The sequence below is a fragment of the Paraburkholderia sp. genome, assembly GCF_024281035.1.
Taxonomy (GTDB): Bacteria; Pseudomonadota; Gammaproteobacteria; order Burkholderiales; family Burkholderiaceae; genus Paraburkholderia.
This window is the reverse complement of sequence record NZ_JAMXLH010000051.1, coordinates 1-24,529: the sequence shown is the minus strand read 5'-3', so window position 1 is coordinate 24,529 and position 24,529 is coordinate 1. Positions and strand designations below refer to the sequence as shown.

The window sequence follows — 24,529 nt, the reverse complement described above, 5'->3', positions numbered from 1 at the left end:
GGCGTTGCGCGGGCGATGCGGGCTTCCCGCGTCGTGCGCCGAGGAGAGCCGAAAGGCGAATATACGCGACGAATCAAGGGCATGCAAATAAAACCGCTTGGTCGAACCCCAATTATCGAGATGGTGCATACGTGCACCATTTTATTGGGGACACAGTGAAATCAAGCCAAAGAAAACGGCATCCGAAGATGCCGTTTCTCGCATAACTCCTTGATCCTGAAGCCGATCAGTGTGGCCCGGCGCCCGGTTTTCGCTCCTCGTGAGCGGGCGATGAACTCGTCGCGCTGCCGCTACCCGATGCCGCCGTCCCGCTCGACTGGCCGGTCGGACCGTCCGAATGCGCACCCTGATGTCCGCCTGGATGCGCCCCTGCATCACCGCCGGGGTGACCGCCCGATGCGCTCGAACCCGGACCGGTCGAAGACGGCGCATGATGCGCCCCCGATTGTCCAGGCAGCGGCGATGCAGCTGCGGCCGCCGGCGCGCCTGCAGCCGGAAGCGGCGCCTCGCGCACCTTGCGCGGCCGCCCGCGCGGCAGCGGCGACACACGCCGGTTCGCCGAGCGTGACGCCCAGTCGCGATAGGTATCGCTGCCGAGCACCCAGCCCTTGAGGGTCGCCTGCATCAGCTGGGAGGTCTCGCGTTCATCGAGCGTTTGTTCGCACAACTCTCGATAGGTGCGCTGACGCTCGAACGGCGTATTGCCGAGTGCCCAGTAGAGCGGGTGATCGGTGATGAGGCTGTCGACGGTGAGTCCGATGTGATGCCGGTAGCTCGACCACCTGTAGTCCTCAGGAATCGCGACGAGATGGTTGCGCACCGGCGCCAGTTCGACGACGCGGCTCGCCAGCAGGAAATAGCGCTCGCCCTCGATTACCGTTGCGCGGTAGCGGCCTTCCCACAACGTGCCGCGTCGCGCGTAGCGCCGGTTGAAATGCGCCACGTAGCGCCGGCCGACCGCCTGCATTGCCTTCGGCAGACTCGATTCGTCGGATGGGGTGACGAGCAGTTGCACCGCGCCGGGCATCAATACCCACGCGTGAACCGCCAGATGATGATCGCGCGCCGCCGCTTTCAGGCAATCGATGAAAAGCTCGTAATCCTGTTCATCGACAAATGCAGGCTGTTGGTCGAGCCCGCGAAGGATCACGTGCTGCGGCTGATCAGGAACATAAAGACGTGCAAGCCGTGCCATGCTCGATTTTCCATTTGTCCGTTGGTGAATACCCGCAGACCCGCCAGGCTGCACGGACGCTCGTCGCGCCGTGGTGCGGCTTCGGCGGAAACCTCGCGGCGCTTAGGGAGATGCTTCTAGTGGGCGCATATGGTCTGATGGAAGCCTTTTGTTCATAATGTGCGAGCCTTTAATGGAGGAGAACCTAAATGAAATTAAAACAGGCGCTGGCAGGTATCGCCGCGCTCGCCGCTGTGTCGGCAGTGCACGCACAATCAGCTCACACGCTTTACGTCACGACCGGGTGGTTCCATTTCGCACCGCAGGACTCCAGTGACCCGCTCAAAATCGACAGCGTTGCCGGCTTTCCCGTCAACGCAGCCATTCCCGGCTCGGGCGCCAGCGTCGGCAACGCCGACACGGCCGGCTTGAGCCTCGGCTACTTCATCACCGACAACATCGCCGCTGAAGCAGAACTTGGCATTCCGCCGAAATTCGACCTCTCAGGTTCAGGCTCGCTCTCCTCGTTCGGCAAGATCGGCGAGGCGCGCCTCTGGGCTCCGGCATTGCTGCTCAAGTACTACTTCAACAAGGCCGATTCGAAGTTCCGCCCGTATCTCGGCCTCGGCGCCACGTACACCTGGTTCACGGGCGACAAGATCACGAACAACAACTTGACCGGCGCCATTGGGTACGCGGGTACGCAAGCCCTTGCTCCTTATGGCGTCACACCGAGCCCGGGCGTTCAAACCAGCGTTACGACAACCAATTCCTGGGCACCTGTCTTTAGCGCGGGCTTCAACTACAACTTCACGAAGCACTGGTTCGCGGGCTTCTCGCTGTCGTACATCCCGGTCAACGTGACCGCCAAGCTCGACACCACCACCCGAACGGGCGTCCACGTCCGCTCCGAAGCCAAGATTCACCTGAACCCGATCGTTACCTACCTCAAGGTCGGTTACGCATTCTAGGCGCCGCTGCCTCAGCAGCCGCCTGATCCGCGAGCCCTCCGCCCCCGCACTTGCGGCGCCCCGGCGGAGGCGCCTCCTCCCTCCCACCGGTTTGTCACCACAATCGTGCAGGTTTTCTCTGATTCTATGCCTCTGAGAAAAACCGTGCTGTCCCCGTAATCACCAATTACACACTAAGCCGAAGAACGCTGTCTGCCGCGCGCACGCGACCGGACCGCATGAGCACGCTCGCGCGGCGGGCACAGGAATTGCGCAATACTTTCGAACTCCCGCGTCCAGTTTTTTCGTGGACACAGCCAGTCATTGACCCTGCGTTTTCAACAACGGAGCGATTCATGAGCGCATTCCCAAATACGCGAAATGCAATTGGGGAGTCCTGGAACAAGACGGGCCGCCACGCGCGCCGCATCGCGCGCCGCAGCCGCAATGCGGCGGCCGACATCGCCGACGAGCTGCGCGACTTGCTCGCCGAACTGGAAACAACACTTGGCGAGGGCACCCAGGCCGATGCCGCGGCGCTGCGCGAGGATGTACGCAAGCGTCTCGATGCAGCGCGCGAACGCCTGGAAGTGGCGCGCACCGCGGCGCGCGAGCGGGCCGACGAAGCCATCAGCCACGCCGATGACTACGTGCACCGCAATCCCTGGCAGTCGATTGCCATTGCGGGCGGTCTGGCGTTGATCGTGGGTGCGTTGATCGCGCGTGGCCGCCAGGACGGTTGACGGGTCGCCGGTTCGGACCATTCAGACGATTCAGACTTTTCGGTCGTCGAGCGCGTGCGGGCCGATCAGATCGATGCGGTCCGTGCAGATCGTATCGACGCCCCAACGCGCGAGACACCGCGCACGCTCGAGGTCGTTCACCGTATAGGCGAGGATGTACAGGCCCGCAGCCTTGATACGGGCAACGAGCGCTTCATCCAGATGCCGGTGGCTCGCATGCAGCGAGACGCAACCCAGGTCGCGACACCGCTCGCGCCAGTCGCCCGGCACATGCTCGAACAGCAGGCCGCGCGGCAGGTCCGGCGCGGCGTCGCGCGCAGCCGCAAGCGCCTCGAATGAAAACGACGACAGCAACGGCGGCGGCATCGCGCCCGCCCACAACTGCGCGGCCTCTGCCGCCACGACGCGACCCGTCTCGATCTCGCGCCGCGGGCATGGCTTGATCTCCACATTCGCGGCGAGCCCCGCTTCACGGCAGTACGCAGCAATCTGCGCGAGCGTCGGCATCTGCTCGCCTGTGAATTCCGCACCGCGCCAGTTTCCGGCATCGAGCGCCGACATTTCGGCGTAGCTCAGCCGCGCTGCCGCGCCATGTCCGTTCGTCGTGCGATCGACGGTGTCGTCGTGCAAGAGGAAGACGATGTCGTCGGCGGAGAGTTTCGCGTCGAACTCGACCATGTGGTGGCCGAGTCGCGCGCCGGTGCGCATGGCTGCGAGCGTGTTCTCAGGCGCGAGCGTACCGCCGCCACGGTGCGCGCAAACGCGCGGATACGGCCAAGGTTTCATAGGATGGGCATCGCATGGGCTCGCGAATCTGACGACCGCATCTGACAACACCAGCGGCCAGCATCAATCGACATCGGAAGCCGTCAGACTTCCTCCGGGACGACGAAGAGCCGCCGATACTCCTTCAGCGCATACCGGTCGGTCATGCCGGCGATGTAATGCGCGATCAGGCGCGGCTGCGCCTCTGTTTCGGGCGACTGGTAATCGGGCGGCAAGAGGCGCGGATCGTCGGAAAACGCTTCGAACAGCCCTTTCACCACGCGCTGCGCCTTGTTCGCCATGCGCATCACGCGATAGTGGCGATAGAGGTTTGCGTACAGGAAGCGCTTGAGCGCGGTTGCCTGCACTGCGACGCTCTCGCTGTGCGCGACGAGCGGCGGCGCGGCGCGCACCTCGTCGAGCGACTGCGGTGTGTATTTAGCCAGATTGCGGCTCGTCTGCTCGATGAGATCGACGATCAGCGTGTTGATCACGCGCCGCACGGTCTCGTGGATCAGCCGGCGTCCCTCGATTTGCGGGAAATCGCCGCGCGCGGCCTCGTAGTGCGTCTGCCAGAGCTCCACTTCGGCCAGTTGCTCGATCGTGATCAGGCCCGAGCGCAGACCGTCGTCGACGTCGTGATTGTTATAGGCGACTTCGTCGGCGATGTTGGCAATCTGCGCCTCGATCGACGGCTGACGCCCATGCAGGAAACGCTCGCCGAGATCGCCGAGCCGCCGCGCATTCTCGCGCGAGCAGTGCTTGAGAATGCCCTCGCGCGTCTCGAAGCAGAGGTTCAGACCGTTGAACGCACCGTAATGCTCTTCGAGTTCGTCGACCACGGCGAGGCTCTGCAGGTTGTGTTCGAAGCCGCCGTGGCCGCGCATGCAGTCGTTGAGCGCGTCCTGCCCCGCATGGCCGAACGGCGTATGCCCAAGGTCGTGCGCAAGCGAGATCGCCTCGACGAGATCCTCGTTCACGCGCAGGTTGCGCGCAATCGAACGGGCGATCTGTGCAACTTCGATGCTGTGCGTGAGCCGCGTGCGAAAGAGATCGCCCTCATGGTTCACGAACACCTGGGTCTTGTATTCGAGCCGCCGAAACGCCGTGGAATGAACGATGCGGTCGCGATCGCGCTGGAACTCGCTGCGTGCGGCGGGCGGCGGCTCGGGATAGCGCCGTCCACGCGACTGTGACGCGTGCGCGGCGTACGGCGCAAGGCCTGCCTCCAGCATGGCGACCCGCGACGCGTACGCGACGTCGGCCGGACCGTTTGAAGTGTCGTTGCGAGTGTCGCTCACCAGGGTTCTCCGCAAGAGTGGGCAGACCGGCGGCGCTCAGTCCACCGTCGTGGCAGCGAGTGTGGCCTGAACGGCTTCGTCCGGTGCGCGGGTGATCAGCGTGTCGCCGAAGCGTTTCAGCAGGATGAACTTGATCGCGCCGCCCTCGGCCTTCTTGTCGACCTGCATCAGTTCGACATAGCGCGCAGCACCCAGCGCGGGCGCGCGCACGGGCAGCTTCGCCGCGTCGATCACGCGCACGAGGCGCGCACGCGAAGCTTCGTCCAGATGACCGAGCCGCACCGACAGGTCCGCCGCCATCGCCATGCCGCAACCGACCGCTTCGCCGTGCAGCCATTCGCCGTAGCCGAGGCCCGCCTCGATCGCGTGGCCGAACGTGTGGCCGAAATTGAGAATCGCGCGCAGGCCGCCTTCGCGCTCGTCGGCAGCCACCACCGACGCCTTGATCTCGCACGAGCGCTTCACCGCGTGAACGAGCGCCTCCGGTTCGCACCGGTTCAGGGCATCGACGTTGTTTTCGATCCAGTCGAAGAACCCGGCATCGGCAATCGCGCCCGTCTTGATCACTTCGGCGATACCCGCCGCCAGCTCACGCGCCGGGAGCGTACGCAGCGCGGCGATGTCGGCGATCACGGCCTGCGGCTGATAAAAGGCGCCGATCATGTTCTTGCCGAGCGGGTGATTGATCCCCGTCTTGCCGCCCACCGACGAATCGACCTGCGAAAGCAGCGTGGTCGGGACCTGGATGAACGGCACGCCGCGCATGTAGCACGCAGCGGCAAACCCGGTCATGTCGCCGGTCACGCCGCCGCCGAGCGCGATCAGCGTCGTTTTACGGTCGGCGCGCGAGGTGAGGAGCGCGTCGAAAATCTGGTTGAGCGTCTCCCAGTTCTTGTGCACCTCGCCATCGGGCAGCACGACGGTATGGACGTCCTTGCCGAGCGGCGCAAGCGCGTTGCGCAGCGCGTCGCCATACAGCGGATCGACGACGGTGTTCGTCACGATCGTCACCGACTGGCCTGCGATATGCGGCGCAAACAGCGCCGTCTGGCCGATCAGGCCGGCACCGATATGGATGGGGTAGGCGCGCTCGCCCAGTTCGACGTTGACAGTAATCATGCTAGCCATTATCGCTGACGCGCCCTGGGCGCGCCGGGGTTCGGATGACGCCAGCCATGTCGAGCTGCATCAGCACCATGTTGACGAGCCCGTTGACGGAAGGCCGGCCGGTTTCGATCACGAAGTCGGCGATTTCGCGGTAAAGCGGATCGCGGACTTCATAGAGCGCTTCGAGCCGCGCTTTGGGATCTTCGGTCTGCAGGAGCGGGCGGTTCTTGTCGCGTCGCGTACGCAGCCACAGGTCGTGTGGATTCGCGCGCAGATAGACGACGAAGCCGCGTTCCTTGAGCGCCGAGCGGTTCTCGGGCCGCAGCACTGCGCCGCCGCCGGTCGCCAGTACGATGTCCTCTCGGGCAGTCAGTTCGTCGATCACCTGGGCTTCGCGCTCGCGAAAGCCCGCTTCGCCTTCCAGTTCGAAGATCACGGGAATGCGCGCACCGGTGCGTGCCTCGATCTCATGGTCGGAGTCGAAAAACGGCCGCCCCAGCCGGCGCGCGACTGCCCGGCCCACGGTCGTCTTACCGGCGCCCATGAGCCCGACAAAAAAAACATTGGCGTTTGCATCCCGCACTTGCTGCGTTTCCTCGATAGGGTTGGTGCCGCAGCTTACTGGCAAAGCTGCGGAGTTGTCGAGCCTGCGGCTCGTAACTGGGGCCAATTCGCTGGGGCTAATTCGCTGGGGTCAGTTCGCCGGATCAATCCGTCGGGGTCAATTCGCCGGGTCAATCAGCTTCAATGACGCGCGGCGTAATGAACACCACAAGCTCGCTGCGCTGGCCGCGATGTGCGCGGTGCGAAAAAAGCGCGCCCAGGATGGGTATTTTGCCCAGGAGCGGCACGCGCGTCACATCATCCCTGTCGCCGGTCGCATCGATCCCGCCAATCGACACCGTGCCGCCGTCCTCGATTTCGACTCGCGTCTGAACGTGCTTTGTGTTGATCGCAGGCCCCGCAGCGGTCTGCTCACCGACGCTGTCCTTCGCGATATCGAGGTCGAGGATGACGCGGCCGTCCGGCGTAATTCGCGGTTCGACCTCCAGTTTCAGGCTTGCGCGGCGAAACTGCACGCCCGAGACGCCCTGCCCGACCTTCGCCTGATACGGCAACTCGGTGCCCTGCTCGACGACGGCGCGCGTGCGATCGGCGGTCACGACGCGCGGACTCGATACGACTCTCCCACGCCCTTCGGCTTCGAGTGCGCTCAACTGGATGTCGAGCAGACGTGTCGCGCGCGCCGCGAGCAGCGACAGGCCGAGTTGCGCGGCGTCGAAGCCCGCAAGCGGACCTGCGGAGAGGTCGTAGGCCGTGCCGTCCTTCCCGCCTTGCACGCCGTGCGCGGTGGCCTGCGTAGTGGCCTGCGTGGTGGCCTGCGTGGTGCCGTTCACGCTGCTGTTCGCGCCGCCATCCGCATTGGCCGGCGTCACGCCGAGGCGTACCCCGAGTTCGCGCGAGAGCCCCTCGTCGCCCTCGACGATGCGCGCTTCGATCAGCACCTGACGCGCAGGCGCGTCGAGCATCAGGATCAGTTCGGCGATCTGGTCGAGGCGCGCGGGCAGATCCGTCACGAACAGCAGGTTGGTGCGTGCATCCGCCACTGCCGCACCGCGTTTCGACAGCGCGCGCTGCGCGCCCGAGCCGGTCAGCAGGCGCCGCAGATCCTCGGCGCGTGCGTAGTGCAGCTCGAACGCACGGCTCGCCAGCGGTTCGAGTTCCGCAGCCCGTGCGTGCGCCTCGAAGCGCTGCCGCTCGCGCGCTGCGAGTTCAGCGGCTGGCGCGACCCAGATCACGTCGCCCGCGCGTTCCATTGCGAGGCCGTTCGCCTTCAGCAGCAGATCGAACGCGGTGCGCCACGGCACGCGGTCCAGCCGCAGCGTTACCTGGCCGCGCACACGCTCGCTCGCAACGATATTCAGCTTCGTGAATGCCGCAAATGTATTCAGCACGGCGGAAAGCTCTGCGCGCTGAAAATTCAGCGTGATCGGGCGATCGGGCGGAAGGCCGTCGTCTGTTCGTGCGGGATCGCCGAGCCGCTGCGGAGCGCGTAACGGCACCGGCGGACCTTCGAGTTGCGTCGTCGCCCGGGCTGCACCACTGTTTGCATCCGGTGCTGTGGCATGCGGCGCCGTCTGCGAATTGCCCGGCGTTTCAGATGCCTCGCTCAACGAGGCGGCACGTGCAGTTTCGCCGTCGCCCTCCGGCACAAACGGATTCGCCGTCCATCCCGACGCATCGCGTGAATCGCCCGGCGCAGGCAGCGGCGCAACGACGTGGCGTTCAACCGCCGCCCCCGCGTCCAGTGACGACACCGGCTGCGGAAGCGGCACGGCGGAAATCGCATCAGCCGCAAAGCAAGCGCCACAGAACATCAACACCATCGCACGCACGGCCTTCACTTCATCTCCTCGGCCCAGGTCAGTGTCTGAGTCGTCCCACCCGAGGTGAGGATCACACGCGATGTCTCGATCCGTTCGACGCGAGCACCCTCGAACATCTGCCCGACCTGCACGGCGTTTGTGCCGGATGCGGATTCGATGAGCGCGATACGGCCCATGCGGTCCTGAAGCACGCCGGTCAGCCGCAGCGCGCCGTTGCCCGTGACATCTGCGACGCTGTTCGCAAAGGGATCGAATGTCGCTCGGTCCGAGACACTGCCTGTTGTGCCGGATTGCACGGGCGGCAGACCGTCGAATACCTGCAACGTCGCGGCAACAGAAAGACGCTCACCGTGGCGCTTGATCGTGAGTTCGTCCGGCACGACAAGCTCCGGCTGAACCGAGAGTCCGGCGAGAAACGCTCGCACTTGCGAGAAGCTTCCTTGCGCGACGAGTTTCATTGCCTGGAAACTTTCCGCGCCGGCGCCCCCCGAACCGGAAGGCTCCAGCGTTGACAGGGCCAGCCCGGCATGCGACGTCAACCCGGAAATTCGCCTCAACTCGTCGGCTGCCGAGCCCTTGCGATTGCCGTACGTCACATCCGATCCTGCTTGCCTGCGCGACAGCTTGAGCACCGGCAAGCGTGCAACGGCGCGCTGCGCGTCGGCCAGCGTATGTTCGGCTTCGTGCAGCTCGCTTCGGGCCGCCCGCACGCCCACGAAATCCACGGCGACACAGGCGACACCGGCGCTCAACGCCGCCATAAGCGCGAGCACAGCCGCGACACCCGTTCGCCGCCGCACGCTCCACGCGTGCAAACGCATCCAGTCGCGCAACGCCGCGAGGCCCGTGTATGCCGATAAATCGTGATGCGTCGTCAGCACGCCGCTCATTCCGGATTCCTCACTTTCGTTTGCGAGGTGCTTTCCGTTGATTGTGCCGGGGCCGCGGTGCCGTACCACGCGAGCCGGGTGATCACGCGAATCGGATCATCGTCGATGCTCGTTCGTTGCTTCGCATTCCCGGCCTGCTGCGTGCGCTTGAATTCACGCACGTTCACTGACTCGACATCAGGCACCTGGCGCAGACGCTTGAGCCAATCGGCGATGACGTTCTCGCTGGCGAGCGCGGCATGCAGATGGGTTTCGTCGCCGCGATGCTCGATCTGGTGCAGCACGACGCCAGCCGTTCCCGCACTTCCCAGTGCGTCGAGCAGCGCAACCATGCGTGTCAGCGGCTTGCCGCGCTGTTCAGTCAGTCGCTCGGTGATCTGCCGCGCCGCGGCTTCGCTGGCGAGGTGCTGCGCTTCGGCATACGGCGCCAGCAATGGCGCCATCGACTGCTCAACGACAAGGCGATGCGCTTCGACGCGACTGCGCTGCCACATCTGCCAACCCATCAGCGGGGCCGACAAGGCGCACCCCAACATGAGCGCCGCGCCCCACTCGATCAGGCGACGGCGACGTAACCTCTGTATCTCGCGCCGCCGCCACGGCAGCAGATTGAAGCCGACTCGCGCGCTCGCCGTCTCCTTGAAAATTGGCTTCATTCGCTCACCCCGCGCAACGCAAGGCCGAATGCGACCGCGCACGACGGATCGTGCGCCAGGAGCATGGGAAGCGGCCGCTCGGAATCGGCGAGCGCAGCGCACTCGAACGGCAACACAGGGCAACCGAGTACCTCGCCAATATCCGCAAGCGTGAAATGCACGCCGCGCAACATGCCGATGTCGCCCGCCACGAGCGCGCAGCTCGCCTGTTCGCCCTGCGTGAGATCGCGCAACGCTTCGACAAGATCAGCGTGCTCCAGCGCGGGAAAGCGCATCTCGCGCATGATCGAATCGTCGACCATGGCCCAGCCGCGTATGCCCTCCGCGCCGATCCATAGCGCCAGATACCGCTCATGCGGCTGCAACTCGAAGCCGGCTGCATAGCGCATCGCACGCAATGCCGCGTGCGCTTCGTCGTCCACTGCGGACAATGCGATGCCGGCCATGGCCGCGCATTCGATACGGGCTTCCAGATGCGCGCGTGCCGCCGCGGCAATCGTCACTTGCGTTCCGCCTTCGATCTCACGAGGCGACCCACTGCCCGGCTGTGTCACGCGCCAGTCGACCGCGAGTTCGTGCCGCTCGACGCCTGCCATGCGCTCGGCCTGCGCCAGCACGAGCGGTTCGAGTTCGGCATATATCTGCGAAGCGTCGACACCGCTCGCAGCCGGTGAGAGCCGCGCGAGCGGCACCGTGGCCACGAGTGTCGCGCTTGCGGGCAGCGCCATCGCGCAGCGCATCGGCACGCCCACGCACTGGCGCGGCAGCTCGCCGAACACGCCGCGCAGCGCCTCGACCACCGCAGCCCGGTCGACGATCTCGACACCTGCCATCGCCTCGCGCGGCAACGGCGCGCTGGCGAGACACTCGAGGCGCACCGGCGCCGAGCCGAACAGACGCCGGCTCAGCACCGCCAGCGTGACTCCGCGCGCCGCCACGTCGATACCTGCTGCAAAACGGCGTGCACCCAACAAAACCGGCTTCATGAGGCCCATCGCAATCCCTCTTTTGCGTTGCACGCCACGAACCATTCGAAAGCGTGCAGTAAGGAACATTGTGCGAATCGGCGGCACGCGCGAATACTCGTCCGAACGGCCAAACCTCGGTTTGCGTCCTGTTCACACGCGAAAGCGGCGTCTACAGTGCAGATATGTGCTCGTCGCGTCCCGCACCGCCTGCGTAAGCATTTAGAAAGATTACCAGCCGGACAGCTATAATCGCGGGACTGTTTTTTCGGTGCCGGTATGCAAGAAACCTCGTCTTCATCGTCCACGCCACCGCCGCCAAAGCGTCGGCGCCCATGGTGGGCGAAGCTGCTCATCGGCTTCGCCGGGTTGAGCGTGGCGGGCGCCGTCTGCGTCGCGCTGGTGGCCGGTTACGCACTGATCTTCGCCCTCCCCAGGCTGCCGCCCCTCGACGCACTCACCGATTACCGGCCCAAGGTTCCGCTGCGCATCTACACGCGCGACCACGTGTTGATCGGCGAATTCGGCGCAGAGCGGCGCGACGTCGTCCACATCCAGGATGTGCCGGACAATCTTAAAAACGCCGTGCTCGCGATCGAGGACGCCCGCTTCTACGATCACGGCGGCGTGGACCTTGCCGGTATTGCGCGCGCGGGTTTCGTTGCGCTCACCAACGGGCACGCCACGCAGGGCGCGAGCACGATCACGATGCAGGTCGCGCGCAATTTTTTCCTGACGAGCGAGAAAACCTATACGCGCAAGGTCTACGAGATGCTGCTGGCCTACAGGATCGAGACGAAGCTCTCGAAGGACCAGATCCTCGAGGTCTACATGAACCAGATCTACCTCGGGCAGCGCGCGTACGGCTTCGCGAGCGCGGCGCGCATCTATTTCGGCAAGAATCTGAAGGACCTCTCGCTCGCCGAGTGCGCGATGCTCGCCGGTCTGCCCAAAGCACCGTCCGCCTACAACCCGGTGGTGAATCCGCGGCGCGCGAAGGTGCGACAGAACTACATCCTCCAGCGCATGCTCGAACTGCACTACATCACGCAGGCGCAGTACGACGAGGCGGCGCGGCAACCGCTCGTCGTGAAGGGCGCAAGCAAGGAATTCAGCGTCCACGCGGAATATGTCGCCGAAATGGTCCGGCAACTGATGTACGCGCAGTATCGCGAAGAGGCCTACACGCGCGGACTGAACGTCGTCACCACCATCGACTCAGCCGACCAGGACGTCGCGTACCACGCGCTGCGCAAGGGCCTGCTCGATTACGAGCGGCGCCACGGCTATCGCGGGCCCGAAGCGTTCATCGAGCTGCCTGCCGACGCGGACGAGCGCGAGCAGGCCATCGACGACGCCCTGCTCGATCACCCGGACAACGGCGAGCTCGTCGCGGCGGTCGTGACTGCGGCGAGCCCGAAAGAGGTGCAGGTCACGTTCATCGACGGCAACGTCGCCAGGCTTCACGGCGACGGCCTGCGCTTTGCGCAGTTCGCGCTCGGTCCGCGTGCGTCGGCTCGGCAGCGCATCCGGCCTGGCGCGATCATCCGCGTGACGCACAACAGCAACGACAGCGACACGGGCGAATGGTCGATCACGCAGTTGCCGCAGATCGAAGGGGCATTCGTCTCCGTGGTGCCGCAGAGCGGGGCGATCCGCGCACTCGTCGGCGGCTTCGACTTCAACAAGAACAAGTTCAACCACGTCACGCAGGCGTGGCGTCAGCCGGGGTCGAGCTTCAAGCCGTTCGTCTATTCGGCGTCGCTCGACAAGGGGCTCGGTCCGGCCACCATCATCAACGATGCGCCGCTCTTCTTCAGTGCGGCGGAAACCGGCGGCCAGCCGTGGGAGCCGAAGAACTATGGCGGCGGCTTCGACGGTCCGATGACCATGCGCACCGCGCTTCAGAAGTCGAGAAACCTCGTGTCGATCCGTATCCTCAGCCACATCGGCACGAAGTACGCGCAGCAGTACATCACGCATTTCGGCTTCGACGCAGATCGTCATCCCGCCTATCTGCCGATGGCGCTCGGCGCCGGTCTGGTCACGCCGCTGCAGATGGCGGCGGGCTATTCCGTCTTTGCCAATGGAGGCTATCGCGTCAATCCGTATCTGATCGCCGAAGTCACGGATCAGCGCGGCATCGTGATCGCGCAGGCGCAGCCTATCGTCGCCGGGCAGAATGCACCGCGCGCGATTGATCCGCGCAATGCGTACATCATGAACAGCCTGCTGACGAGCGTCGCACAGCACGGCACGGGCGCAAAATCGAACGTCCTCAAGCGCACCGACCTCGCAGGCAAGACCGGCACGACGAACGATTCGCGCGACACGTGGTTCGCCGGCTACCAGCACACGCTCACGGCCATCGCCTGGCTCGGCTACGACAATCCGCGCAGCCTCGGCGACAAGGAAACGGGCGGCGGCCTCGCACTGCCGGTCTGGATCGACTACATGGCGAGCGCGCTCAAGGGTGTGCCGACTTACCAGATGCCGATGCCGGACGGCGTCGTCACGCTAGGCAACGAGTTGTATTACGCCGATCTCACGCCGGGGCACGGGTTCGTGTCGACCGTGGGAATCAGTCAGGCCACGCTCGATACGGCGGCAAGCGGCGTGCCGGGCGAAGCCGCAGCCGCAAATGGAGCCGCGGCGCCCGAGCCCGAGCATGTCAATGCGCAGGAGAAGGAGGACATCATGAAGCTGTTCCGCGGGCACTGACTGGATATCCGAATTGAGGTCCGAAACCCAAAGCCCGAGGTTCAAAGACCGCCTTCCCCCGGGCGCGCGTCACGGCCAGTCGGTGTCGGTCAGGGCGGATCAGGGCGTGAAGCGAACCGGCTCGCCCGCCTGCTCGGTCGCATAGGCCGAGAGCGCCGAAAAGAACTCCGAGTCCGAGCGCGTGTCGCGCCATTCGCCATCCCGGAAGCGGTAGTGAAAACCACCGGCTTTTGCTGCGATCCAGATCTCGCTCATCGGCGGCTGCAGATTGACGATGATCTTGGTCCGGTTGTGGAATTCAAGCGTCAGAACATTGCCGCTGCGTTCGAGTTCGATATCGGCATCGGCCTCGTCGACGGCACGTTCCACCGCTGCCAGCACGGCTTCCGCCCGGCTCAGGTAGTCACTGTCGGTCATGCTAAACTCCACCGGTTATTCATTCAGGAACAATTATGCGTGTCATTTTCAGGATGCGCGCAGCGGCGCCTGGCGTTGCAACGCGCGGCGCAATTTTAGCCGTTTCGGCGGTTTTTGCCGCCGTTGCCCTTACCGGCTGTGGGCAGCGCGGGCCGCTCTACCTGCCCACCGTTCCGCCGCTTCCGGCCAAGCCCAATTTCGAGACGCAGGACACCGGACGAGCCGCGCCTGCCGCAGCAACGGGCGCATCCGGCGCAGAGGCCGAATCGATTCCCGACACGTCGGGCAATCCGCTCACGCTGTCTCCCGATACCGAACTCGGCACGACGCCGTCCGCGCCGGCAAGTCCGCCTGCGCCCGCCAGCGCCACGCCAACCGAATAAGATGCCCGTATGACCCAGTCCGCTTTTCACCGCATCGACGGCACGCTCTACGTCGAAGACGTTCGCGCCAGCGATCTCGCCGAGCAGTTCGGCACGCCACTCTACGTGTACTCGCGCGCGGCGCTCAGTGCTGCATGGCACGCCTACGCCGACGCGTGCGCCGGCCGGCGCGCCTCGGTCCACGTCGCGGTCAAGGCGAACAGCAACCTCGCAGTGCTCAATCTGTTCGCGCGCCTCGGCGCGGGCTTCGACATCGTTTCGGGCGGCGAACTCGCCCGCGTGCTGGCTGCGGGCGGCAAAGCCGAGAACGTGGTGTTCTCGGGCGTCGGCAAGACCGCCGACGAAATGCGCATCGCGCTCGAAGCGGGCGTGAAGTGCTTCAACGTCGAATCGATTCCCGAACTCGACCGTCTGAACGCCGTGGCGGGCGCGCTCGGCAAGCAAGCACCGGTCTCGCTGCGCGTGAACCCGGATGTGGATCCGAAAACGCACCCCTACATTTCCACGGGGCTGAAGGCGAACAAGTTCGGCGTCGCGTTCGAAGACGCGCGCGCAGCCTATCGCGCCGCCGCGGCGATGCCGCATCTCGCAGTGGTCGGCATCGACTGCCACATCGGCTCGCAGATCACCGAAATCGAGCCGTATCTCGACGCCATTGAAAAGCTGCTCGAACTCGTCGACCAGATCGAATCGGATGGCGTGAAGATTCACCATATCGACGTCGGCGGCGGCCTCGGCATCCGTTACGACGACGAGACGCCGCCCGAGATCGGCGCGTTCGTGCGGACGGTGCTCGATCGCATCGACGCGCACGGCGGCCAGCGCGAAGTCTTCTTCGAGCCGGGCCGCTCGCTCGTGGGCAATGCGGGCTTGCTGCTCACGCGCGTCGAGTTCCTGAAGCCGGGTGCGGAAAAGAACTTCGCCATCGTCGACGCCGCGATGAACGACCTCGCGCGTCCCGCGATGTACGACGCGTATCACGCGATCGAACCGGTGGTCGAGCGCAGCACGCCCGCGCAGACCTATGACGTGGTCGGTCCTGTGTGCGAGAGCGGCGACTGGCTTGGCCGGGCGCGCACGCTCGCGATCGAGCCGGGCGACCTGCTCGCGATCCGCTCGGCGGGCGCATATGGCTTCGCGATGAGCTCGAACTACAACACGCGTCCGCGTGCGGCGGAGCTGATGGTCGACGGCTCGCGCGTTCACGTCGCGCGGGCGCGAGAGACGGTCGCGCAACTCTTTGCCGGTGAAAACCTGCTGCCGGACTAAGGCTCGCGCGCACAGACGCCGCTGCAAGTATCGGTACAACCGCGGTACAACGCGGCACAACACGGCACAGCGCCAAAACAAAGGCGACGCTTCTTTCGAAGCGTCGCCTTTTTTACTGCGCCGCCAGCGGCAAGTTCTACGTCGTGCGCCCGCCAGCACGCAACTGGTAGCGCGCCAGCAACCACGCACCGATCCGCCAGCCGAGCAGCACGATCATGATCGCCGCATAGAGCTTGGGTAGCGCGAGGTCGTGCTTGCCGGCCTTCATCCACCAGAAGTGCAGTATCGCGAGCACGCCGATCGCATAGATCAGGCGATGCAGCGTCTGCCAGCGCCGCCCAAGCCGCCGTGCCATCGCGCGCGGCGAGGTCGCGGCCAGCGGAAGAAGCAGCACGAACGCCGTGAAGCCGACGGTGATGAACGGCCGCTTGCCGACATCCTTGAAAATTTCCACGACGTCGAACCACTTGTCGAACCAGACATACGTGACGAAGTGCAGCGACGCGTAGAAGAACGCATAGAGGCCGAGCATGCGGCGAAAGCGGATCAGCGTCGGCCATCCGGTGAGCTTGCGCAGCGGCGTGACGGCCAGCGTGATGCACAGGAACACGAGCGTCCAGAGCCCGGTCGAGCGGGTGATGAACTCGATCGGATTCGCACCGAGCCGCCCGGTCACGCCGAAGAGGACAAGACGCGCAAGCGGATACCACGCGGCCACGAAGACGACGATCTTCGTCCAGCCAAGCCAGCGTGGCCCGGCTACGGCAGCCGTCGCGGCGTCGCGCTTCATCGCGGCGCGCGCAATCATGCTTGAACTCGCGCTCGAACTCGCGGGGCGCGGCACGACACCGGATGTCGTCGTCGTTTCCATCGGTTGCTCCATCGCGGCCTCGCGCCCTAGAAGTTCCTGCGCAGATCCATGCCCTGGTACATCGACGCAACCAGCTCGCCGTAACCATTGAACATCAGCGTCTTGCGCTTGGGCGTGAAAAAGCCGTCCTCGCCGATGCGCCGCTCCGTCGCCTGGCTCCAGCGCGGGTGGTCGACGGTCGGGTTCACGTTCGAGTAGAAGCCGTATTCGTTCGGCGCGTAGGTGTTCCAGCTGGTCTTTGGCTGTGCTTCGACGAAGCGGATCTTGACGAGCGACTTGGCGCTCTTGAAGCCGTACTTCCAGGGCACGACCACACGCACGGGCGCACCGTTCTGGTTCGGCAGCACCTGCCCGTAGACGCCGACCGTGAGCAGCGTCAGCGGATTCATCGCCTCGTCCATGCGCAACCCTTCGGAGTACGGCCAATCGAGGATCGGATCGGCGAGACCGGGCATCTGCGAAGCATCGTTGAGCGTGACGAACTGCACGTAGCGCGCGTTGCCGGTCGGCTGCGCGCGGCGGATCAGTTCGGAAAGCGGCACGCCGATCCACGGAATGACCATCGACCAGCCCTCCACGCAGCGGTGCCGGTACACGCGCTCTTCGAGCGGTGCGAGCTTGAGGATCGCGTCGATGTCATACACCTTCGGGTTCTTCACCTCACCCTCGACGCTCACCCGCCACGGACGCGGCCGCAGCGTGTGCGCATGCTCGGAGGGATCGCTCTTGTCGGTACCGAACTCGTAGAAATTGTTGTACGTGGTGATGTCCTTGAACGGCGTCACCTTGTCGAGCGCGACGAATTTCGTGTCGGTTTTCGCGGCAAGTTTCAGCGCCTTCGGATCGGGTGACGCATATTCGGCGAACGCATTCTGCGCGCCGAATGTGCCCGCCACGCCGCCGAGCGCCATCGCCCCGGCCGCCTGCAGGACGCGCCGGCGCTGTTCGAAGATCCGCTGGGGGGTGATTTCACTTGCGGCGATGTCGTCGCCGTTGAGGATGATCCTGCTGCTGCGCCTCGTCCACATGATGCCGCTCCGATCAGAACAGAAGTTGGACCTGCACCCGCCGCACTGCGTTCACGCTGGAAAAAACGGCTGCAGCGACGGCGAATTCAGGTCCTCACCGGAACAAACACGCGCGGCGCCGAAATCTTCCTGGCAGACGAAAAAAAACCGTCGGTGCAAAGCATCCGACGGTTAGTTCGTCCCTAGGGCCGCGAAAGTTACAGCTTGCCGTAACTATGCAGACCCGAAAGGAACATGTTCACGCCAAGGAACGCGAAGCTCGTCACGAGCAGGCCCGTGAGCGCCCACCAGGCGGCCACGCCGCCGCGCAGCCCCTTCATGAGCCGCATGTGCAGCCAGGCCGCGTAGTTGAGCCAGACGATCAGCGCCCAGGTTTCCTTCGGGTCCCAGCTCCAGTAGCCGCCCCAGGCCTGCGCGGCCCACAGCGCGCCGAGGATCGTCGCGATCGTGAAGAACGCAAAGCCGACGGCGATCGACTTGTACATGACGTCGTCGAGCACGTCGAGCGTGGGCAGGCGGTCCGCCAGCACGCCGCGTTCCTTCAGGATGTACGCGACGCCGACCATCGCCGACAGCGCAAAGCTGCCATAACCGATGAAGTTGGCCGGAACGTGGATCTTCATCCACCAGCTCTGCAGCGCGGGCACGAGCGGCTCGATCTGCTGGGCGTCGCGCGAGACCGAGTACCACATGAGGAAGCCGACCGCCGCGCTGATCACGAGCAGCACGAACGCACCGAGCGCGCGCGTGTTGTAGTGCTTTTCGTAATACAGATAGAAGAGCGCCGTGATCAGGCAGAACAGCACGAAGACTTCGTAGAGGTTCGAGACGGGAATGTGGCCGACGTCCGCGCCGATCAGGTACGACTCGTACCAGCGCACCATCAATCCGGTGAAGCCCATCAGCACCGCCACCCACGTGAGCCGCATGCCGATTGCACCGCCCGTCTCCGAGCGCGCGAGCAGTCCGACCCAGTAGAAGAACGTCGCGAAGACGAAGAGCGCGCTCATCCACAGAATGGCCGACTGGCTCGACAGCAGGTACTTGAGGAAGAACGTGGATTCGGCGCGCGCGAGGTTGCCCTGATAGATCTGGATCGCGCCGATCGACAACACCGCGATCGAAGCCATCAGGAGACGCGACGGCTTCCAGCGCCAGCCGAGCACGACCAGCGCCGGCACGGTGCCGGACAGCACCAGCTTGTCGTAGTAATGCATGTACGCGTGGTAATGCGAGAACGCGAAGACCCCGCCGGCCACGAGCGCGAGCGCGAACAGCCAGTCCACCAGCGTCAGTCGGCGCAGGAACGGGCGTTCGTCGAAGAGCGCGTCCTGAAAGGAATCGTGCGCATTCGCAGCGTTGCGCACAGCGTCCGCATTCGACGCACGGCTGGCACGCCGTGCGCTCGCGGAAGAGGAAACCTGACTCAAATCCATGAAACGTTCCGCTATTAATCGTGAGTAACCGTGGACCGTGACGCCTGGTCCGACCCGCTTTCGCCGTCCCTGCCGTCCGTGCCTTCGTGGCCTGCCGGTCGGGATCCCAGTACGCGGCCTACCGCGTCACGGGTACGGGCAAACTCCTTTTCGAAGTCGAGGGTCCGGCGTGCGGTCGACATCGCCATGGTCACACTCACGCCGCGGCCGTTGTTGTCCTTAAGCCAGAACCACATCCGTCGCTCGCGCACGTAGAACATGCAGAAGATGCCGATCACGAGCAACAAGCTGCCAAGATACACGACTTTCTTGCCCGGCGCGCGAGTCAGCTGGAACACCGACGCCTGCACCTGCTTGAAGGAATCGAGCTGGAGCAAAACCGGCGCGCCGTAGAAGAAGCTGTCCGAAACGGCGTTGATCGAATCCTGCACGAAGCGCCCGGATGTGGCGTCGGGCTTGAGATCCGCCTCGCCCGCGCGCTCGCGCGCGAGCTGCCAGAGATCCCACGTCAGGCCGTTCAGCATGCGCAGCATCGTGTCCGCAGCCTTTTCCTGCTGATCCTTCGGCACCGACTTGTCGATGAGCGCCGCCACCGCCTGGAAGCCGCCCGCGTCCTCCGGACTGGCTGCGTTCACGCCCGGTTGGCCATTGCCGGCAAACAGGGTCAGCACACGCAGCGAGCTTTCTTCCAGACGCTGTTGCAGTTCCTTGTTCGCATTGGGAACCGCACGTGCGGCAAAACGTTGCGCCGCTTGCTCGCGCAACGCGGGATCCGCGAAGGCCGCGCGCAGCAGCATCCACTCCTTGATCGTGCCGCTGCTGTCGGCCGGAATGCGCAGGTAACGGAACGGTTCCTCGGGCGTCGTGCGCACGCCCGCGAGGAACACGCGCGAACCGGCGACCTCGACGGGCATCATGTAGCTGTCGTACTCGCGCGCCTGGCCATCCTTGTCGCGCACCTTGTACTGCACCGAAGGCCCGATGTTCTGCAAGTCAGTCGGCTTCGAGGTCTTCGCACCCGAGCCGAGGCGCTCGTCGAAAGCCTGCTTGATCGACGTGTGGGCGACACCGCGTGCGTCGTTCGCGCCGTTGGCGTTCGTCATGTTCTCGACGTTGATCGCGCGAAAATCGGCGAATTCGATGCTCTGCCCGTTCATGCCCGGCACCGTGTCGCCCGCCGGGGCGAGCAACGGCGCCGAATAGCCGATCGTGCCGCCGAACGGGAAGCTCTTCGCGCTCGCGCCGGACATCGGCCACGCGGTCATCTGCATGTGCGAGCCGCCGTCCTGGAAGCTCGACTGGTAGATCGACACGCCGTCGTACTCGAACGGCGCATTCACCTCGACGCGCGCCGGTGTGCGCTTGCCCGTCTTGTGGTCGATCACGACGATGTCGCTCGCGAACAGCTTCGGCATACCGGTCGAGTAGTAATCGACGCGGAACTTGTTCAGCTGGATCGAGAAAGGCAGGTCCTGGACCAGCATCCCGTTGGGCTGATTGAGGATGGCCGTCGAAACGTTCTGGCCTTCGGGCACCCACGCATTGCCGCGGAAGGTCGGATTCGACGCCGAAAGGCGATGCTCGGGCGCGATGTCCCTGATGACGGCGTCGGTGCGGATCGGCGTCTTGTCGAAAAGCCACATCTGGAATTTGATCGGCAGATTGCTGTCGAGCAGCCCGCCGAGGCAGATCACCACGATCGCGAGGTGAGCGAAGATATAGCCGACCTTCGTGAGCGCGCCACGCTTGGCGGCGATGAGCGTCGCGCCCTCCGTCTCGCGCGTGACGAACCGGTAGCCGAGGCGCTGCGTGAGCTTGCCGAGCGCCGCGGCCGTCTGCGCGCGCGTGGCGCCCTCGTGCACGAATTCGCCCTTATGGTGGAACGCGTGCAGGCTGGCTTCGCGGACCTTGTCCTTCCAGCTCCTCGCGTCGGCGATCATCTTCGGCGCGTTGCGGATCACGCACAGCGAGATCGACACGACGAGAAAACCGAGGATCGTCATGAACCACCAGGCGCTGTAGACCGTATAGAGGCTCAGCGACCGGAAGATGTCGGCCCAGAACGGGCCGAACTGGTTCACGTAATTGGGATACGGATCGTCCTGGGTGAGGACGGTGCCGATGACGCTCGCGATCGCAAGCACGACTAGCAGCGCAATGGCAAAGCGCATCGAACTGAGCAGTTCGATGGCGTTCCTGAACGCCTTCTGGCGCATGTTCGACTGCAGACCCGACGGGGTGACGCTCATTCCAACTCCACATCAAACGGCAACGCGATCGTCACCGGACAGCAAAAAGGGGGCAGCGCTGCAACACCTGCGGCGCTCTCCCCCTCTTATTCTTCGACCGGCTGGCGCACCCGCTGTGCGCCACGCCTTTTCAGTGCAGACCGGCGGCGTAATCGGCGACGGCCTTGATTTCATCATCAGACATCCGGCGCGCAATCTGCCGCATCGGCTCGCTATTGTTGCGCGTGCCTTGCTGGAACGCGTTGAGCTGCGCCGCGACATAGTCCGCCCACTGGCCCGACAGGCGCGGATACTGGACCGGAATGCCCTGACCGGTCGGCCCATGACACGCCGCACAGGCCGGAACGCCCTTCTCCGCAATGCCGCCGCGCCAGATGCGCTGACCAAGCGGCACAGTCTTCGCGTCGCGCGCGTAACCGGGCTTGGTTGTCTGCGAGGCGAACCAGGCAGCGACGTCGATTGCATCCTGATCCGACAGCGTCGCAGCGAGGCCATTCATGATCGGATTACTACGTGCAGGCGGCTTGCCGCCCTGCGATTTGAAGTCCGTGATCTGCTTGACGAGATAGTCGGCATGCTGACCGGCGAGCTTCGGATACGTGGCCGCCGGACTATTGCCGTCGGCAGCGTGACAGGCCACGCACACCTGCGCGGCAATGGCCTGGCCGTGTGCCGTGTTCGCCGCGTTCGCCGCGTTCGCTGCATTCGGCTTGGCCGCATCGGCCAGCGCCGATGCCGACATCATCGAGAGACCTGCTGCAAGACCTGCCACCACCAGAAATTCGTGCACCTTCAATGACTTACACAGTCGATTCATTCGCGCACCTTGTTTCGTCTTGTGGGAATAAGGTTCTGCAAAGTACGACAGAGACCGAACTGCCCCGAAAGGTCCGCGCAGGCCTCACAGGTATTCAGTAAATCGTCGCATTGTACAATAGCGCGGTGGACGCAACCGCGCCAGTCGGGCCTCCTCCCGATATCCAGAATTCCTTCCCGGCCGCCTCCGGGCCTGCGGCAAAGCCGCCAAGTTGTCTCATATTGTGGTTTTCCAGATGGCCTTCCTGCTGCACCAAGCCCGCTTTTTCACGACGGTAAACCATCTGCGCGACCTGCCCGCCACGGCGCGGCCGGAAATTGCGTTTGCCGGCCGCTCGAACGCCGGCAAATCCACCGCGATCAACCTGCTGTGCAACCAGAAGCGGCTCGCATTCGCGTCGAAGACGCCGGGGCGCACCCAGCACATCAATTATTTTGCGGTCGGTCCGGCCGACGCTCCCTCGGGCTATATCGTCGATCTGCCCGGCTACGGGTATGCGGAAGTGCCGGAGGCGTCGAAGGCGCACTGGGAAGCGCTGCTGTCCCAGTATCTGCAATCGCGCGCGCAGTTGCGCGGCCTGATCCTGATGATGGACGCGCGCCGTCCGCTGACCGACCTCGATTGCCGCATGATCGAGTGGTTTGCGCCGACGGGCAGGCCGATCCACGCGCTGCTGACCAAATGTGACAAATTGACTCGACAAGAATCCGTTCTCGCGCTGCGCGCGACGAAAAAGGCATTCGACGAATACCGTCAGCAGGGCTTCGAGGGCGAACTGAGCGCGCAACTTTTCTCGGCGCTCAAGCGCGTGGGACTGGAAGAGGCGAACACGCAGATCGAAAACTGGCTCGTGCCGCCCGCCGACCAGGGCGACGCGAGCAAAGCCGCTGAAAGCCCTGTGAAATAAAGGTGTCGCCGCATGCGGGCGGAAAGCACCGCATGCGATCCGCCTCTCGCGTCCATTTTTGGGGACGTCACGGCGAAGATCCGGCCGATTCACGTTGTCGCACATGGGCGGGCGTCGCAGCCCGTTTCGGGCGGACATAAAAAAACCCGCCGTTAGTGCCGGCGGGCTAAACAGCCTTATCGAAAAACGACAGGCACCCGCTCAGGGAGGAGAAGCGGGGAGTCCGGCGCAGGGCGCCTCGCTCGATCGGTATGATATACCATTGTCCTGAAAAGTTTCCGGGGCCTCCGGGAACCCACTTCGACTCAGAAAATCCGCCGACATGAGCTTCTATCCGCATCATCGTCCGCGCCGTATGCGCCGTGACGACTTCTCGCGCCGCCTGATGCGCGAAAACATCCTGACCACTAACGATCTGATCTACCCGGTGTTCGTCGTCGCCGGCAGCAACGTGCGCGAAGCCGTGCCGTCGATGCCGGGCGTTGAACGCCTCTCGGTCGATCTGTTGATGGGCGTCGCCGAGCAGTGCGTCGAACTCGGCGTGCCGGTGCTGTCGCTGTTCCCGGCTGTCGATCCGTCGCTCAAGACACCCGATGGCATCGAGGCCACCAACCCCGAAGGCACGATTCCGAACGCCGTACGCGAACTCAAGAAGCGCTTCCCGGAGCTGGGCGTGCTGTGCGACGTGGCGCTCGATCCGTACACGAGCCACGGCCAGGACGGCGTGCTCGACGAGAATGGTTACGTCCTCAACGATGTGACGGTCGAGATCCTCGTCGCGCAGGCGCGCACGCAGGTCGAGGCGGGCTGCGATATCGTCGCGCCGTCGGACATGATGGACGGCCGCATCGGCGCGATCCGCGAGATGCTGGAAAGCGAGAACCACGTCCATGCGAAGATCATGGCGTATTCGGCCAAGTATGCTTCGGCGTTCTACGGCCCGTTCCGCGATGCGGTGCAATCGGCATCGAATCTGGGCAAGAGCAACAAGATGACTTACCAGATGGATCCGGCCAACAGCGACGAAGCGCTGCGCGAAGTGCGCCTCGACATCGAGGAAGGCGCCGACATGGTGATGGTGAAGCCGGGCATGCCGTATCTCGACATCGTGCGCCGCGTGAAGGACGAATTCCGCTTCCCGACCTACGTCTATCAGGTGAGCGGCGAATACGCGATGCTCAAGGCCGCGGCGCAGAACCGCTGGCTCGACCACGACAAGGCGATGGTGGAATCGCTGCTCGCGATCAAGCGCGCGGGCGCGGACGGCATTCTCACCTACTTCGCGCTCGACGCCGCACGCTTGCTGCGCGCGCAGAAGTAAGCAGCGCTGCGCTTCATGCAAAAAAGGCACGTCTGAAGACGTGCCTTTTTTATTTGCGCCGCTGCTGGACGGCGCGTTACGCGAAGCCGTGCGGTGTGCTTACGATCGCCCGGTGGGCAAATTCAGCACGGCCCGCGTCGGCGTAGCGGATGCCGACGCCGACGGCGTCTGC

Annotated in this window: 20 protein-coding genes and 2 pseudogenes; 7 read left to right on the top strand and 15 right to left on the bottom strand. The window is 64.5% G+C overall.

The genetic code is table 11. The features are described 5' to 3' along the window. Positions 1-505 precede the first annotated feature (505 nt). Positions 506-1,195 (bottom strand): annotated as a pseudogene (locus Q0L30_RS17655) (transposase); the annotation flags it as partial. Positions 1,196-1,383: 188 nt separating this feature from the next. On the opposite strand from Q0L30_RS17655, the gene Q0L30_RS17650 reads away from it, so the two are divergent. Beyond that, positions 1,384-2,145 (top strand): OmpW family outer membrane protein, encoded by a 762-nt coding sequence (locus Q0L30_RS17650; RefSeq protein WP_296659059.1) that lies wholly within the window; start codon positions 1,384-1,386, stop codon positions 2,143-2,145. Between the two features lie 335 nt (positions 2,146-2,480). Beyond that, the gene (locus tag Q0L30_RS17645; protein ID WP_296659057.1) at positions 2,481-2,867 is read left to right on the top strand and encodes a YqjD family protein; all 387 of its coding nucleotides are present in this window, start codon (positions 2,481-2,483) and stop codon (positions 2,865-2,867) included. A 30-nt stretch (positions 2,868-2,897) separates the two neighbouring features. Here Q0L30_RS17645 and ugpQ read toward each other — a convergent pair whose 3' ends face one another. From ugpQ to pilM, 8 genes and pseudogenes are all read right to left on the bottom strand, one after another. After that, entirely contained in the window at positions 2,898-3,653 is a 756-nt protein-coding gene (gene ugpQ, locus Q0L30_RS17640) for a glycerophosphodiester phosphodiesterase (RefSeq protein WP_296659054.1), read from the bottom strand. 83 nt (positions 3,654-3,736) lie between these two features. Continuing rightward, positions 3,737-4,864, bottom strand: a pseudogene (locus Q0L30_RS17635) (deoxyguanosinetriphosphate triphosphohydrolase); the annotation flags it as partial. 105 nt (positions 4,865-4,969) lie between these two features. Beyond that, positions 4,970-6,061 carry a 3-dehydroquinate synthase gene (aroB, locus tag Q0L30_RS17630; protein ID WP_296659052.1) on the bottom strand — a complete coding sequence of 364 codons (1,092 nt, stop codon included), beginning with the start codon at positions 6,059-6,061 and terminating at the stop codon, positions 4,970-4,972. After that, the gene (locus Q0L30_RS17625; RefSeq protein WP_296659085.1) at positions 6,054-6,584 is read right to left on the bottom strand and encodes a shikimate kinase; all 531 of its coding nucleotides are present in this window, start codon (positions 6,582-6,584) and stop codon (positions 6,054-6,056) included. Before Q0L30_RS17625 ends, aroB begins: the two co-directional genes overlap by 8 nt. Before the next feature lie 190 nt (positions 6,585-6,774). Beyond that, the gene (locus Q0L30_RS17620; protein ID WP_296659082.1) at positions 6,775-8,427 is read right to left on the bottom strand and encodes a type IV pilus secretin PilQ; all 1,653 of its coding nucleotides are present in this window, start codon (positions 8,425-8,427) and stop codon (positions 6,775-6,777) included. Positions 8,428-8,441: 14 nt separating this feature from the next. Continuing rightward, entirely contained in the window at positions 8,442-9,317 is an 876-nt protein-coding gene (locus tag Q0L30_RS17615; protein ID WP_296659049.1) for a hypothetical protein, read from the bottom strand. Beyond that, positions 9,314-9,973, bottom strand: coding sequence for a hypothetical protein (locus tag Q0L30_RS17610; RefSeq protein WP_296659047.1), 660 nt, complete (start codon positions 9,971-9,973; stop codon positions 9,314-9,316). Before Q0L30_RS17610 ends, Q0L30_RS17615 begins: the two co-directional genes overlap by 4 nt. Continuing rightward, positions 9,970-10,968: a pilus assembly protein PilM gene (pilM, locus tag Q0L30_RS17605; RefSeq protein WP_296659080.1), complete on the bottom strand. Its 999-nt coding sequence runs from the start codon at positions 10,966-10,968 to the stop codon at positions 9,970-9,972. Before pilM ends, Q0L30_RS17610 begins: the two co-directional genes overlap by 4 nt. A 249-nt stretch (positions 10,969-11,217) precedes the next feature. Here pilM and Q0L30_RS17600 point away from each other — a divergent pair, with 249 nt between their 5' ends. Further along, on the top strand, positions 11,218-13,659 hold the full coding sequence (locus Q0L30_RS17600; RefSeq protein ID WP_296659045.1) for a penicillin-binding protein 1A: 2,442 nt from the start codon (positions 11,218-11,220) through the stop codon (positions 13,657-13,659). Between the two features lie 99 nt (positions 13,660-13,758). Here Q0L30_RS17600 and cyaY read toward each other — a convergent pair whose 3' ends face one another. Next, entirely contained in the window at positions 13,759-14,076 is a 318-nt protein-coding gene (gene cyaY, locus Q0L30_RS17595) for an iron donor protein CyaY (RefSeq protein ID WP_293033882.1), read from the bottom strand. Between the two features lie 35 nt (positions 14,077-14,111). Between cyaY and Q0L30_RS17590 the strand changes: the two genes are divergently transcribed. Then, positions 14,112-14,459 carry a lipoprotein gene (locus Q0L30_RS17590; protein ID WP_296659041.1) on the top strand — a complete coding sequence of 116 codons (348 nt, stop codon included), beginning with the start codon at positions 14,112-14,114 and terminating at the stop codon, positions 14,457-14,459. Positions 14,460-14,468: 9 nt separating this feature from the next. Then, on the top strand, positions 14,469-15,728 hold the full coding sequence (gene lysA, locus Q0L30_RS17585) for a diaminopimelate decarboxylase (protein ID WP_296659039.1): 1,260 nt from the start codon (positions 14,469-14,471) through the stop codon (positions 15,726-15,728). 136 nt (positions 15,729-15,864) lie between these two features. On the opposite strand, the gene msrQ is transcribed toward lysA, so the two are convergent. The 5 genes from msrQ to Q0L30_RS17560 form a co-directional block, all read right to left on the bottom strand. Further along, positions 15,865-16,611: a protein-methionine-sulfoxide reductase heme-binding subunit MsrQ gene (gene msrQ / locus Q0L30_RS17580; RefSeq protein ID WP_296659037.1), complete on the bottom strand. Its 747-nt coding sequence runs from the start codon at positions 16,609-16,611 to the stop codon at positions 15,865-15,867. A 14-nt stretch (positions 16,612-16,625) separates the two neighbouring features. After that, positions 16,626-17,627, bottom strand: a complete 1,002-nt coding sequence (gene msrP, locus Q0L30_RS17575) for a protein-methionine-sulfoxide reductase catalytic subunit MsrP (RefSeq protein WP_296659034.1) — start codon at positions 17,625-17,627, stop codon at positions 16,626-16,628. A 197-nt stretch (positions 17,628-17,824) separates the two neighbouring features. Further along, on the bottom strand, positions 17,825-19,063 hold the full coding sequence (gene ccsB, locus Q0L30_RS17570; RefSeq protein WP_296659032.1) for a c-type cytochrome biogenesis protein CcsB: 1,239 nt from the start codon (positions 19,061-19,063) through the stop codon (positions 17,825-17,827). Positions 19,064-19,077: 14 nt separating this feature from the next. After that, entirely contained in the window at positions 19,078-21,312 is a 2,235-nt protein-coding gene (locus tag Q0L30_RS17565; RefSeq protein WP_296659029.1) for a cytochrome c biogenesis protein ResB, read from the bottom strand. Positions 21,313-21,442: 130 nt separating this feature from the next. After that, a complete protein-coding gene (locus Q0L30_RS17560; RefSeq protein ID WP_296659027.1) occupies positions 21,443-22,129 on the bottom strand; it encodes a c-type cytochrome in 687 nt (228 codons plus the stop codon). A gap of 235 nt (positions 22,130-22,364) precedes the next feature. Here Q0L30_RS17560 and yihA point away from each other — a divergent pair, with 235 nt between their 5' ends. Then, entirely contained in the window at positions 22,365-23,036 is a 672-nt protein-coding gene (gene yihA, locus Q0L30_RS17555) for a ribosome biogenesis GTP-binding protein YihA/YsxC (protein WP_296659024.1), read from the top strand. Positions 23,037-23,358: 322 nt separating this feature from the next. After that, complete coding sequence (hemB, locus tag Q0L30_RS17550; RefSeq protein ID WP_296659022.1) at positions 23,359-24,357, top strand: porphobilinogen synthase; 999 nt, start codon at positions 23,359-23,361, stop codon at positions 24,355-24,357. The last annotated feature ends 172 nt before the right edge of the window (positions 24,358-24,529 follow it).

What these genes read in the sequence shown, in the direction of transcription:
- Q0L30_RS17650 (WP_296659059.1), top strand. Translation starts at nt 1,384, where the DNA reads ATGAAATTAAAACAGGCGCTGGCAGGTATCGCCGCGCTCGCCGCTGTG.
- Q0L30_RS17645 (WP_296659057.1), top strand. Translation starts at nt 2,481, where the DNA reads ATGAGCGCATTCCCAAATACGCGAAATGCAATTGGGGAGTCCTGGAAC.
- ugpQ (WP_296659054.1), bottom strand. Translation starts at nt 3,653, where the DNA reads ATGAAACCTTGGCCGTATCCGCGCGTTTGCGCGCACCGTGGCGGCGGT.
- aroB (WP_296659052.1), bottom strand. Translation starts at nt 6,061, where the DNA reads ATGGCTAGCATGATTACTGTCAACGTCGAACTGGGCGAGCGCGCCTAC.
- Q0L30_RS17625 (WP_296659085.1), bottom strand. Translation starts at nt 6,584, where the DNA reads ATGGGCGCCGGTAAGACGACCGTGGGCCGGGCAGTCGCGCGCCGGCTG.
- Q0L30_RS17620 (WP_296659082.1), bottom strand. Translation starts at nt 8,427, where the DNA reads ATGGTGTTGATGTTCTGTGGCGCTTGCTTTGCGGCTGATGCGATTTCC.
- Q0L30_RS17615 (WP_296659049.1), bottom strand. Translation starts at nt 9,317, where the DNA reads ATGAGCGGCGTGCTGACGACGCATCACGATTTATCGGCATACACGGGC.
- Q0L30_RS17610 (WP_296659047.1), bottom strand. Translation starts at nt 9,973, where the DNA reads ATGAAGCCAATTTTCAAGGAGACGGCGAGCGCGCGAGTCGGCTTCAAT.
- pilM (WP_296659080.1), bottom strand. Translation starts at nt 10,968, where the DNA reads ATGGGCCTCATGAAGCCGGTTTTGTTGGGTGCACGCCGTTTTGCAGCA.
- Q0L30_RS17600 (WP_296659045.1), top strand. Translation starts at nt 11,218, where the DNA reads ATGCAAGAAACCTCGTCTTCATCGTCCACGCCACCGCCGCCAAAGCGT.
- cyaY (WP_293033882.1), bottom strand. Translation starts at nt 14,076, where the DNA reads ATGACCGACAGTGACTACCTGAGCCGGGCGGAAGCCGTGCTGGCAGCG.
- Q0L30_RS17590 (WP_296659041.1), top strand. Translation starts at nt 14,112, where the DNA reads ATGCGTGTCATTTTCAGGATGCGCGCAGCGGCGCCTGGCGTTGCAACG.
- lysA (WP_296659039.1), top strand. Translation starts at nt 14,469, where the DNA reads ATGACCCAGTCCGCTTTTCACCGCATCGACGGCACGCTCTACGTCGAA.
- msrQ (WP_296659037.1), bottom strand. Translation starts at nt 16,611, where the DNA reads ATGGAGCAACCGATGGAAACGACGACGACATCCGGTGTCGTGCCGCGC.
- msrP (WP_296659034.1), bottom strand. Translation starts at nt 17,627, where the DNA reads ATGTGGACGAGGCGCAGCAGCAGGATCATCCTCAACGGCGACGACATC.
- ccsB (WP_296659032.1), bottom strand. Translation starts at nt 19,063, where the DNA reads ATGGATTTGAGTCAGGTTTCCTCTTCCGCGAGCGCACGGCGTGCCAGC.
- Q0L30_RS17565 (WP_296659029.1), bottom strand. Translation starts at nt 21,312, where the DNA reads ATGAGCGTCACCCCGTCGGGTCTGCAGTCGAACATGCGCCAGAAGGCG.
- Q0L30_RS17560 (WP_296659027.1), bottom strand. Translation starts at nt 22,129, where the DNA reads ATGAATCGACTGTGTAAGTCATTGAAGGTGCACGAATTTCTGGTGGTG.
- yihA (WP_296659024.1), top strand. Translation starts at nt 22,365, where the DNA reads ATGGCCTTCCTGCTGCACCAAGCCCGCTTTTTCACGACGGTAAACCAT.
- hemB (WP_296659022.1), top strand. Translation starts at nt 23,359, where the DNA reads ATGAGCTTCTATCCGCATCATCGTCCGCGCCGTATGCGCCGTGACGAC.